Source organism: Brachyspira alvinipulli ATCC 51933, from assembly GCF_000518245.1.
Taxonomy (GTDB): Bacteria; Spirochaetota; Brachyspiria; order Brachyspirales; family Brachyspiraceae; genus Brachyspira; species Brachyspira alvinipulli.
Window position 1 is genome coordinate 325,175 of the sequence record NZ_KI912404.1, and the last position, 12,166, is coordinate 337,340.

Genomic DNA, 12,166 nt, shown 5'->3' on the forward strand with positions numbered 1-12,166 from the left:
TTATTGTGATATAATCCTCAGTCACATATACAAATAAAGGATAAATTCAAATGTTGAAATCAGTTAACCTTAAAGAAGCTATGGAATTGATAAAATCTAATGATGATATTCAATTATTAGATACAAGAAGCGACATGGAAGTAGAAATGACAGGCACTATAGATGGAAGCATAGTAGTAGATATAGTAAATAATTCTAATTTTGATGAAATAATATTAAAATTGGATAAAGAAAAAAAATATTTACTTTATTGTGCAAGCGGAGAGAGATCCGGACTTCTTGCTATGTATATGGATAAAAACGGATTTTTAAAAATTTATAATTTAAAGAATGCAGGTTATAGTCAGTTGGCTATGGCTCTAAAAAATAGTTAAAAGCTAGTATTCATAAAATTAAATACTAGCTTTTATATTTTTTATTCTACATATGAATAGAAAAATCTTCTTATTTCTAAAGTATCAACAGCAACATCTTTAAGTTTAGGATTTTGCATAGAAGGAGAAGTATAATGATAGATTGGTATAAAAGCCATATCTTCCCCTATAAGCATATCCTCAGCTTTATGCATATTGCTCATTCTTATATTGTTGTCCATAGTATTTTTAGCTTCTGATATAAGTTTGTCATAATTAGGATTATTATATCCAACTCTGTTTCCTGCACTGCTGCTTGCAAAAATTTCAGCAAAAGTCATAGGGTCAAGATAATCTCCTATCCAATCGGCTCTGCAAATTACATATTGCTTTGTTTGTCTATTTTTCTGGAATACAGACCATTCCTCTTGAGTAATAGTCATGTCTATATTCAAATTTTCTTTCCACATCTGCTGAATAGCTTCTGCTATTGTTATTCCGGCACCGGGATTAGTTTTAAACTCTAATACAGGAAAATTATTTCCATTACTGTATCCTGCTTCAGATAAAAGTTTTTTTGCCTCTTCTATATTTGAAGCATAGTCTTCCTTCTTTATACTATAATATCCGCCGCCATTTTCTCTAAAATCACCTTCAACATCTTTTAATCCATAAGGTATAAATGCAGCTGCTGGTATTTCTCCTCCCTTTGTAATTTTTTCTACAATATAATTTCTATCTATTGCTAATGCTAAAGCTCTTCTTACTCTTTTATCTTTTAAGACTTGATTTGTATTATTTAAAGCATAATAAGCAGTTCCAAGAGAAGGTGTAATAACTAAATATCCTTCTTCTTTTAAAAGCTCCATATCAGCATTTGGTATTCTATATGAATATAATATTGAACCTTCTTTTAATGCCGCATAGGCTGTAGATACATCAGAAAACATTACAAAGTCTATTTTTTTTGCTACTATAGCATCTTTATCCCAATAGTTTGTATTTATTTCTAATGATATAATTTCATCAGGTTTTCTATCAGTCATTTTATAAGGCCCATTGCCTATATATGTATCAGGAGAAAAAGTCCAATTATCACTTATAAACTCTTCACGCAAAGGTGAAAATATAGGTATAGATGCTAATTCTAAAAAATATGCAGTAGGTGCTTCAAAATTAACAATTAATGTTTTTTCATCAATAGCTTCAACTCCTAATTCTTCTATTGGAAGTTCTCCTTTCATTATTTTACTTGCATTCTTTATAGGAGTAATTAAAAAACTATATGAAGATGCTGTTTTAGGATCTGCAAGTCTTCTAAATGAATATACAAATTCTTTTGCTTCTACATTCTTACCGTCAGACCATTTGGCATTATCTCTAATATGAAAAGTAATACTAAGTCCGTCTTCCGATATTTCCCAGCTTTCAGCAGCTCCTCCTACAATATTATTATCTTTATCCTTTGTAGTAAGTCCTTCAAATACATGCACAGCATAAATCATACTGTCAATAGCAGATAAAAATGAAGGGTCTATGCTTTGAGGTTCTGCTCCTATACTAACTATTATACTGTCATTTGACTTCTTATTTCCGCAAGATATTAATACGATAGTTATTAGTAATAAATAGATTATTTTTTTCATACACTTATCCGTTATAAAATTATTATGTTAACATTTAATTTATATATACAATATGAATATTTGTCAATAAATTAAATAAAAAAAGAGAGGCTTTAATTAAGCCCCTCTTTATATGTTTTTTAGTATTATATATTATTCTACATAGCAATAATTAAACTTATGTTTTCCTAAAGCATTATATACAATACCTTTTAATTTCGGACTAACCATCAAAGTAAATGATCTATGATATAAAGGAATGAAAGGCATATCATCTATTAATATTTTTTCAGCATCTATCATATAATTCATTCTAACAGCAGCATCAGCAGTTTTTTTAGCATTGTTTACTAATAAATCGTAACTTGGATTTGAGTATAAGCCATAATTAAATGAATTTCCTGTAAGCATTATATCAAGCATAGTCATAGGATCTCTATAATCAGCATTCCAAGCCATAGAACCCATATCAAAATTCTTTTCTACTAAATATTGTAAAACTAAAGGATATTCATCATTTTTCAATGTTACATCAATATTTAAATTTGCTTTCCACATTTGCTGTATAGCTTCAGCAACTATTATATGAAGTCCAGGTGAAACTCTTATTTCTAATACAGGGAAACCTTCTCCATTAGTATATCCTGCTTCAGCCATTAATGCTTTAGCTTTTTCAACATTATCTTTGTAATTATCAGTATCTATTAATATTCCGGCTTCAGCTCTATAGGAATCATTAATACCGTCAATAGTAGGCGGAACAAAACCTTGAGCAGGTGCTTGTCCTCCCATAGTAACATTTGATACTATGTAGTTTCTATCTATTGCAAGTGATAATGCATGTCTTACTCTTTTGTCTTTTAAAGCATTGTTTGTGATGTTAAGCGATAAATAAAAAGTACCTACACCATCTTTGAGTACAATATAATTTTCTTCTTTCAATTTTGCTATTTCACTAGAAGGCGGTTCTAATGCAGAGAAATGTATAGTGCCTCCTCTTATTCCTGCAATAGCAGTATTAGGATCACTCATAGATAGGAAAGTTAATTTTTTAGCAACTGTTTCATCTGCTTTATAATAATTTGTTCTTGCCTCAAATACTATGTATTGATCCATTACTCTTTCAGTCATTTGATAAGGACCATTTCCTATAAAAGTTTCAGGAGATAAAGTCCAATCATCTCCGTATTTTTCTATAATATCCTGTCTTATAGGAGAGAATACTCCAACAGTAGCCATAAATTCCAAGAAATAGGCAGCAGGATCTACTAAAGTAACTTCAAAAGTATAATCATCTATTGCTTTTACTCCAAGTTCATTGTAGTCCATTTGTCCTGCATTAATTTCTTTAGCATTTTTTATTATCTCTAATAAAGAAGCATACTGAGCAGCTGTTGCTGGATTAACAACTCTTTTCCATCCATATTCAAAATCATGTGCAGTTACAGGTTTGCCGTCTGACCATAATGCATTTGTTCTTAAATGGAAAGTATATACTTTACCATCTTCAGAAACATCCCAACTTTCTGCCATTCCAGCAGTTAATTTTCCGTCAGGACCTATAGTAGTTAAACTTTCAAAAGCATGGAAAAGCATAGCTGATACAACATTCAATGTGTTTAAGCTAGGATCTATAGTCCTTGGTTCTGCTCCCATATTAATAATTATACCGTCAGATGTTTTTTTACCGCATGACATAAAAAACGCTGATAAAATAATTAGTAATATAGCTGTTATTTTTTTCATAATGTACTCCTAATACTTTATTTTATATATTTTTATTTTTCTATATAAGCATAATTAAATCTATGTCTTCCTAATGGATTTAATACCACACCTTTTAATTTAGGATCTTTAACAAAAGAGTCTGTTCTGTAATAAAGAGGTATAATAGGCATTTCATCCAAAAGTATGGCTTCTGCCTCTTTCATATAATTCATTCTAAGATGGTTATCTTTATTTTGTTTTGCAGATAAAATTAAATTATCATATTTAGCATTGTGGAATCCTGTATGATTTACCCCGCCGTAACTTATCATTACATCAAGCATAGTCATAGGATCATTATAATCTCCAGTCCATCCCATTCTAGCCATTTGATAATCTTTTTCTATTAAAGACTGCAATGTTATAGGGAATTCTTCTTGAACTAATGATACATTAACATTTAAATTTTCTTTCCACATTTGCTGTATTGCCTCTCCAACTAAAACATAAATACCAGGTGAAACTTTTAATTCTATTACAGGGTAATTTTGTCCGTTGCTGTAACCTGCTTCAGCCATTAATGCTTTTGCTTTTTCCACATTAGCAGCATAATTGTCAATATCTATATAGTTTTTACTTTCTTCTCTAAAGCTTTTTTCTTCACCTTTAACAGCAGGAGGTACAAAAGCACCGGCAGGTATCTGTCCGCCTTTTGTAACATTATCTACTATGTATTTTCTGTCTATTGCAAGTGCTAATGCCTGTCTAACTCTTTTATCTTTAAATGCTTCATTTGTAATATTTATTTCTATATAAAAAGTACCTATGGCATTATTATTAGTGATATATCCGCCTTCTTTTAGTGTTTCTATTTCAGCAGAAGGAGGTTCTAAAGCAGAGAAATTTATATTACCTCCTCTTATTCCTGCAATAGCAGTGTTAGGATCTCCCATAATTATAAAATTAATTTCTTTAGCAACTTGTTCATTTTTAGCATAATAATTAGTATTAACATCAAAAACTATTCTTTCATCTGTTAATCTTTCTTTCATTTTATAAGCACCATTTCCAATGTAAGTTTCTGGTTTTAAAGTCCAATCATCTCCGTATTTTTCTATGATATCTTTTCTAACAGGAAAAAATACTCCGGTAGAAGCTATAAAGTCTAAAAAGTAATTTGCCGGATTAGCTAATGTTACTTCAAATGTGTAATCATTAATTGCTTTAACAGCTAAGCTATCATAATTCATAGTGCCTCTGTTTATTTCTTTTGCATTTTTTACAATTTCCATCATATAAGAATATTCAGCAGCTGTTTCAGGATTAACCGCTCTTTTCCATGCATATTCAAAATCATGAGCTGTTACTGGTTTTCCATCAGACCATTTAGTATTTTTTCTTATACTAAAAGTATAAGTAAGTCCGTCATCTGAAATAGTCCAACTTTCTGCCATGCCTGCTTTTACATTATTATTAGAATCTATTTTTGTAAGACCTTCAAAAGCATGGTGTATATAACATGATGCAATATTTAGAGAATTTAATGTTGGATCTATTGTTTTAGGTTCTGGTCCTAAATTTACATATATTGATGAATTTTCTACGGTATCAGTTGTCATTTTACCGCATGATATTATCATCAATATAGCCGCAGATAGAATAATTAATAATCTTTTCATATTGCTGCTTCCTTTTTATATAATTTTATTTTCATATTATATTATATTTTTTTTTGTGTCAATAAAATAATTCTTTATATAGTAATATAATTACACAATTTTTTACATGTTGACAAAAAGCAAAAATAATATATTATGTTTACTTGATGATTTTTAGATTCAAGGAAATGGTTTATGATGAAAAAAAACATATTATCAATAGTATTAATAATATTTATAACGATATCATGTTCAAATAAAGAAAATAATAATACTGAAAATACACAGACAAATACTGATTTAATAGAAAATCAAACTAATGAAACAGAAACAATTAAAAATGAATCTATATCAAATGTGTCTAAAAGTGCAGAATGGATATCTCATCACTATTATATAAAAAACTATGAAGGAGATTTCTTTTCTGTATATTTAAATGATAGATGGCCTGATTATATAAATAGCGATTCTGAATTAATGCCGAATTATGAAAAAGTAAAGGCAGCTTTTAATTATAAAAATTTAAATGATATAAATCAATTTTATGATAAAAACAGCATTCTTGATATAACAAATAATAGAATATATGCAGAAGCTCAAAATGGTGATAGTATAGAAAGTACATATTCAAATATTACATCATTTAAAATGACTTCCAAATCATTAAATAGTTCATCAAAAGATATAAATACAACTTCATCATTAAAAGCAGCAGTATATAACTATGCATATTCAGATGTTTCTGAAACTAATGAATATGGAAGTGCATCAACATTCTCATATAAAGATTCTATATTTTTGATTATACCTGATGATACAAATAAATTAGAAGTATATGATAAAATTTCTTTTGATATAAATGAAGGTTTCAATCTAAATAATATAAAAAGAAATGAAAATTTAGAATTTGAGGATAAAAAGGGGAGCATATCAAAATTATTTGAAAATAATATGACTGAACCTTATGAAGAGTGGGTAACAAATTCAGTTAACAGTTATGAATCAAGTAAATCTATCAGCATAACTTATTTTAATGAAAAGACTATATCAATAAGAACAACTTCATCTCTATATCTAGGAGGAGCACATGGAGTATACAATAATCATAATTCAGTATATTCATTAGAAACAGGTGAAAAAATAGAAGTTACTAATTTGATAAAAGATTTTGATGATGGTGAATTAAAAAGTATTGTAGGAGGTTGGCTTTTATCAATAGATAATAGAACAGAAGAAGATTATTTAGTTCCATTAGATGAAATAACTTTAGCTGATACATCTTTTTACATCTATGCTGATGGGGTTCATTTTGTATGGCCTATATATACTATAACTCCTTATGTTTTAGGTGAAACAGAAATAGTTTTGAGCTTTAATCAAATTAGACCATTCATAAAAGATGAATATTTATATATATTAGAATAATATTATAAACATTTAAATGAATTATCAGAGATTTTCAATTTCTGCAGTTTCCTTATTTGCTTTATTGTATAATAATAATTGCTATAATCTTTTAATTCATAATAGCAAATAGATAAGCAGCATAAGGTGTTTATAAAAGGTTCTTTTGATATATTTATCTGGGCATTAAAATTTTCTATAGCATTAAAATAATCTTTTACAGACATATATGAAAGTCCAAGATAATAATATATATCAGTATCTTTTTTATTTACTTCTTTTGCTTCTATAAGATTTTTTAATGCATCTTTATATTTAAATATTCTGTAATACGATATTCCAAGCCATAGCTTTGAATAATAATCATTATTGTTTAATTCTATTGATTTTTCTAAATATTCTATAGATTCTTCATATTTGCCTAATTTATTTAAACATATTCCTGCTAATTTTAGATTTTCAGAATCCTCGCTATTTATATTCAAAGCATTTAAAAAATATTTCAATGCTTTTTGATATTCAAATAGATTATAATAAGAAAAAGCAATCCATCTATGTATATTATGATTAGCTGGGGATAATTCCAATGCCATTTTTAGATATTTTATCGCATTATTATATTGTCCTAAATTATGATAAGAGGCTCCTAAATAGAAGAAATAATAATAATGTATATCTGTTTTATTTTTTATAGCTATATTAAATGCTTCTTCAAAATATTTAATAGCTTCTTCATATTTTTCGAGCATATATAAAGAAATTCCTGCTCTGAAATAGTATTTTGAATTTTCTTCTATTTCTATTAATTTTATATATACTTCAAAAAGGCTTTGATAGTCTTTACTTTTATAAAATTCTTCTGCTTTAGTTAAATAGTATTCTTTATCCATATAATTTGTATTTTATTATACCGAACTGTATTAAATTGTCAAAATATTTTTACTATACTAATTAAAAATTAAACCTTTATATTCCGAATATATAAATACATATAAAAATTTATTATTAGAAGAATAATATGGCTATAATAGAATTTAACATACCAACAAAAATAACATTCGGAGTCGATTCTCTTGATTGTTTGGCTGACACAGTGAAAAAATACGGTGGAAGAACTGTATTAGTTACGGATGGAGGTTCATTCAATCAAACGGGATTGGTAGATCAAATAGTTAATAAATTAAATGATAATTTTATTAATGTAATGGTCTATTCTGATATAAATTCAACAAGTACAAGCGATGCTGCGGATATTATCGCTAATTTAGTTAGATATAGCAAAGCAGAATCAATAGTGGCTGTTGGAGGTTTCAAAATACAAAATACTGCTAAAGGTGCTGCTGTAGTTGTAACTAATAGCGGAGAGGCTTCTGATTATATAAACGGACAGCCTGTATATCATAAACCTTTGCCTGTTATAGCTATACCTACAATTTTGGGTTCTTTATCAGAAATATCTACTGGTATGTGTTTGTATGATAAATATGATGAGGTTAATAAACAGAATAATGAGCCTAATGTATATACTACAAATTGTATAATAGATCCTAGTCTTTATGCTACTGTTCCTGTAAAATATACTATAAGCAGTGCATTATCTGTATTTGCTTTATCTTTTGATATATATATGAGTAGTACGCTTACAGGAATAACAGAACCTTTGATAATTCATTCTATGAAAACAAGTATGCAGGGTTTGAATAAACTCATAGCAGATAGTAATAATATAGATAATATAAGTATTTTAGCCAATGCTAATATGTTATGCGGAGTATCTGCTTGTCATAGTAATTTAGGAGCTATAAGATCTTTATCTATAGCTGTTAATAGCGTATATGCTGTTAATAAATCAATGATATGTTCAATACTGCTTCCTCATATAATGGAGTATTATATTACGGTTGCGGCAGATAAATATACTGTACTAGCTAACTTTATAGAAGGTATAGACCCAGAAATGACACCTTTTGAGATAGCAAGCCAAAGTGCTCAGTATATAAAGAAATTCCTACATAATATTAATTTACCTACAAGATTGAATGAAATAAATGTTGATAGAAGTAAATTTGATAAAGTTGCAGAATTGGCATTGCAATATCAAGGTATGGATAAACTTCCTAGAGCAATGAACCATGATTCTATTATGACTATATTAGAGCAGGCATATTAATTTTCGCTTTTTGGGGCATATTTATAGGGATTCTTATGTAATGCATCTATGAGCTTTTTATTAGGCTTGTAATCTGTTATAGTAGGAAGTGTTTTATACGGTAAAAGAGGGGAGTTATAGTTTTCAGCATATTTATTATATGCTAAGCGTAATAAATGTTCCAAATTGATAGTATCAAGCAGATTATAATGTATAAGCGAATCTATTGCTGTTTCATCTTTAGTATCTAAATAATAATTCCATAATAAAACAGCAGTATATCCTGTAACACCTTCCATGTCATCTCCGCGTGAAATTCCAACATCTTGTTCTATTTTTTTTAATCCGCCCGTATATCCTAAATCTTTGAGCAAAAAACGTAAATCTATTTGGGCACATTTTATTGTTGTGGCAAAATACCTTTCTAAAAATGGTATATCAAAACAAGATCCATTAAATGTAACAACTATAGAATAATTTTTTATATAATCTAAAAAATCATTCTCATTTCTTCCATGTACAAATACTTTAACTTCTTTTCCGTCATAGCATCCTATTACTGTAATATTTGCTTTAGACGGTTTTATTCCTGTTGTTTCTATGTCTAAAAATACAGTTTTATCCATAAAGAAGGGATATAATCTATACAATATAGATGCAGGAAATCTTTTTAAAAAATAACTGTAGTTTTTAGATTTATAATTATAAATAGATCTAGGCAATTCATCTTTTAAAGCATCTCTTATACTTTTAGGCATTGCATAATAATCTATATTTTGTAATGTATCTTCCCAGTCTACAGCACCTTCTTCCCATAATAAACTTTCTTTTTTTGGGCCAATTCCTTCTATATGCTGATATGTTATTTTTAATAAATCCACATAATTACCTTTAATGTTTTTGCTTTATTTATACTATTATTTTCTTTTCCATTTTACACCTTGCGGAGTATCCATTATCTCTATTCCCATAGATAATAATTCATTTCTTATTTCATCAGCCTTTTGATAGTTTTTTTCTTTTTTCGCAAGTGTGCGTTCTTCTATTAATTTGTTTATTTTATCTTCATCTTCATTTTTATTATCATTCATTTTAAAACAATTTATTATATTGTTTACTCTTTCTATAAATTTCAATATCGTATCTCTAGTATCATTGTTTATAGAATCGAAAGATGTGTTTACAGTTTTTACAAGAGTAAATAATACTCCCAATGCTTCTGATATATTCAAATCATTATAAATAGATTCTGAAAACTTTTCATTAGCATTTTCTACTTCTTTTAATACATTATCATTAATTTCATTTGACTGAGTATTATTTATATCTTTCAATCTGAATATTAAATCATTAACTCTGTCAATAGCACTTTGAGATTGTTTAATACCTTCTATTGTGAAATTTAATTGTTTTCTATAATGAGAGTTTATAAGCGAATATCTTATAGCCTCTGGAGAAAGTCCTTTATCAAGTAAATCTCTTAAAGTATAGAAATTTCCTTTAGATTTAGACATCTTTTCACCATCAACTATTAAATGTTCACAATGAAGCCAATAATTAACAAATTTTTCATTAAAAGCAGCTTCATTTTGTGCAATTTCATTTTCATGATGAGGGAATTTATTATCAACTCCTCCTGTATGTATATCGAAATGTTTTCCTAAATATTTGCAGCTCATAGCAGAACATTCTATATGCCATCCAGGTCTTCCTTTACCAAAAGGAGAATCCCAATATACATCACCGTCACCTTCTGTATATGCTTTCCAAAGTACAAAATCGCTTGCATTTTCTTTATCATACTCATCATTTAAAACGCGTCCTGAAGCTCCTTCCAACAATTCCTGTTTATCTAAATTGGCAAGCTCTCCGTATTGAGGAAAAGTACTTATCTTGAAATAAACAGAACCGTCAGCTTCATAAGTATGACCATTCTTTTTTAATAATTCTATAATATCAATCATTTCTTTTATATGATCTGTAGCAGCAGGATTAACAGTTGCTTTTTTTATACCCAATTTTTGTATATCTTCAAAAAAAGCCTCTTTATATTTTTTAGTATATTCATTTAATGAAATATTATTTTCTTTAGAATTTTTTATAGTTTTATCATCAACGTCAGTTAAATTCATTATCAATTTAACATTGTATCCGTAATCTTCTAATACTCTTCTAAGTAAATCGCTAAATACATAAGCTCTAAAGTTTCCTATATGTGCATAATTATATACAGTAGGTCCGCATGAATACATACCAACTTCATTAGAATTAATAGGTTTAAATACTTCTTTTTCTCTAGTTAATGAATTATAAAATATTATCTCTTTCATATATAAAATTATTCCTTAAAATATTATTAACATTTTACTTAAAAGACTTTATTTGTCAAGATTGAATATGTATTTTTTGTACATATAAAAAATGAAAATCCCTCTTAAATTAAAGAGGGATTTTAAAATAAAATTATTTTCTAAATATAATACTTAATAATAAAAAAATTATATATTTTTATTTTTTCTTATTACAACAGTAGCCTGACTTTTATATTTAGATATTAAGCTTTTCAGGTCTTTTTTCTCCTTTTCTTCTGTTTTTGCCATTATTTAATTCCTCCTTGAATAATGAATAATGTTAGAAGTCGCCGTCTCTCCATACTTTAAAGTCAGGATAGTCCAGCTTTTGGGATTTATCTTCATACCATTTGCAAACAGCAGCTGACATGTTAATAACATAGAAGTTAAATTCAGTTTTCCATCCGTCGTTTTTAAATTGTGCGAAAGATGGTATAAATTTATTGTAAATAGATTCATATATATTTTTTTGTTCTTTTTCTGTAGGTATATTATTGTCTTTTATTGCTATTCTTAATACTAAATGAATAGACATGCATGATAGGGTAGAGGTTACTTTACTGTATTCATTGAATATTTGATCATTACTAAAATTTGATGATAAAGTATCCATCCACATTTTAATAATATTTCCAAGTGCTTCCAACTGTTCCGGTGTAGCATTTTTATCTGTAACTATTTTTGCATAATTTTCTGCTAATTGCATAAAAGTCATAGTAGAATTATCGTCTGATATAGATAAGTCGCCTATATCATCTATTTGCATAGATTGAACCATTGTTTTATAGTCAGTTTGAGCATTAACTTCAATGTTAATTAAAAAAATAAACATTACAGATAATAAAAGATAAAAATATTTTTTCATAATAAATATTCCATACTAATTTTCTCTATTTATTATCGTCATTAATCATTTTGT

The 12,166-nt window shown here is 27.7% G+C and carries 10 protein-coding genes; 3 read left to right on the forward strand and 7 right to left on the reverse strand.

What is annotated here, in order from left to right; translation table 11 throughout:
* Nucleotides 1–50: 50 nt before the first annotated feature.
* Nucleotides 51–374 (forward strand): rhodanese-like domain-containing protein, encoded by a 324-nt coding sequence (locus T324_RS0111710; RefSeq protein WP_028330429.1) that lies wholly within the window; start codon nt 51–53, stop codon nt 372–374.
* Nucleotides 375–415: 41 nt separating this feature from the next.
* On the opposite strand, the gene T324_RS0111715 is transcribed toward T324_RS0111710, so the two are convergent.
* The 3 genes from T324_RS0111715 to T324_RS0111725 all read right to left on the reverse strand — a co-directional run bounded on the left by T324_RS0111715 (nt 416) and on the right by T324_RS0111725 (nt 5,364).
* Entirely contained in the window at nt 416–1,999 is a 1,584-nt protein-coding gene (locus T324_RS0111715; protein WP_028330430.1) for a peptide ABC transporter substrate-binding protein, read from the reverse strand.
* 132 nt (nt 2,000–2,131) lie between these two features.
* A complete protein-coding gene (locus tag T324_RS0111720; protein ID WP_028330431.1) occupies nt 2,132–3,724 on the reverse strand; it encodes a peptide ABC transporter substrate-binding protein in 1,593 nt (530 codons plus the stop codon).
* Between the two features lie 32 nt (nt 3,725–3,756).
* Nucleotides 3,757–5,364 (reverse strand): peptide ABC transporter substrate-binding protein, encoded by a 1,608-nt coding sequence (locus T324_RS0111725; RefSeq protein ID WP_028330432.1) that lies wholly within the window; start codon nt 5,362–5,364, stop codon nt 3,757–3,759.
* 177 nt (nt 5,365–5,541) lie between these two features.
* On the opposite strand from T324_RS0111725, the gene T324_RS0111730 reads away from it, so the two are divergent.
* Complete coding sequence (locus T324_RS0111730) at nt 5,542–6,768, forward strand: RsiV family protein (protein ID WP_028330433.1); 1,227 nt, start codon at nt 5,542–5,544, stop codon at nt 6,766–6,768.
* A 2-nt stretch (nt 6,769–6,770) separates the two neighbouring features.
* Here T324_RS0111730 and T324_RS0111735 read toward each other — a convergent pair whose 3' ends face one another.
* Nucleotides 6,771–7,637 (reverse strand): tetratricopeptide repeat protein, encoded by an 867-nt coding sequence (locus tag T324_RS0111735; protein ID WP_028330434.1) that lies wholly within the window; start codon nt 7,635–7,637, stop codon nt 6,771–6,773.
* A gap of 128 nt (nt 7,638–7,765) precedes the next feature.
* Here T324_RS0111735 and T324_RS0111740 point away from each other — a divergent pair, with 128 nt between their 5' ends.
* Nucleotides 7,766–8,917 (forward strand): iron-containing alcohol dehydrogenase, encoded by a 1,152-nt coding sequence (locus T324_RS0111740; protein WP_028330435.1) that lies wholly within the window; start codon nt 7,766–7,768, stop codon nt 8,915–8,917.
* Here the strand turns inward: T324_RS0111740 and T324_RS0111745 are convergent.
* The 3 genes from T324_RS0111745 to T324_RS0111760 form a co-directional block, all read right to left on the reverse strand.
* The gene (locus tag T324_RS0111745; RefSeq protein ID WP_028330436.1) at nt 8,914–9,777 is read right to left on the reverse strand and encodes a ribonuclease H-like domain-containing protein; all 864 of its coding nucleotides are present in this window, start codon (nt 9,775–9,777) and stop codon (nt 8,914–8,916) included. The two genes, T324_RS0111740 and T324_RS0111745, sit on opposite strands and share 4 nt — an antisense overlap.
* A gap of 36 nt (nt 9,778–9,813) precedes the next feature.
* Nucleotides 9,814–11,226, reverse strand: coding sequence for a cysteine--tRNA ligase (gene cysS / locus T324_RS0111750; RefSeq protein WP_028330437.1), 1,413 nt, complete (start codon nt 11,224–11,226; stop codon nt 9,814–9,816).
* A 301-nt stretch (nt 11,227–11,527) separates the two neighbouring features.
* Nucleotides 11,528–12,112, reverse strand: a complete 585-nt coding sequence (locus T324_RS0111760; RefSeq protein ID WP_028330438.1) for a hypothetical protein — start codon at nt 12,110–12,112, stop codon at nt 11,528–11,530.
* Between the last annotated feature and the right edge of the window lie 54 nt (nt 12,113–12,166).

Coding starts and splice junctions, on each gene's coding strand:
- T324_RS0111735 (WP_028330434.1), bottom strand. CDS start 7,637: ATGGATAAAGAATACTATTTAACTAAAGCAGAAGAATTTTATAAAAGT.
- T324_RS0111740 (WP_028330435.1), top strand. CDS start 7,766: ATGGCTATAATAGAATTTAACATACCAACAAAAATAACATTCGGAGTC.
- T324_RS0111725 (WP_028330432.1), bottom strand. CDS start 5,364: ATGAAAAGATTATTAATTATTCTATCTGCGGCTATATTGATGATAATA.
- T324_RS0111715 (WP_028330430.1), bottom strand. CDS start 1,999: ATGAAAAAAATAATCTATTTATTACTAATAACTATCGTATTAATATCT.
- T324_RS0111710 (WP_028330429.1), top strand. CDS start 51: ATGTTGAAATCAGTTAACCTTAAAGAAGCTATGGAATTGATAAAATCT.
- T324_RS0111730 (WP_028330433.1), top strand. CDS start 5,542: ATGAAAAAAAACATATTATCAATAGTATTAATAATATTTATAACGATA.
- T324_RS0111720 (WP_028330431.1), bottom strand. CDS start 3,724: ATGAAAAAAATAACAGCTATATTACTAATTATTTTATCAGCGTTTTTT.
- cysS (WP_028330437.1), bottom strand. CDS start 11,226: ATGAAAGAGATAATATTTTATAATTCATTAACTAGAGAAAAAGAAGTA.
- T324_RS0111760 (WP_028330438.1), bottom strand. CDS start 12,112: ATGAAAAAATATTTTTATCTTTTATTATCTGTAATGTTTATTTTTTTA.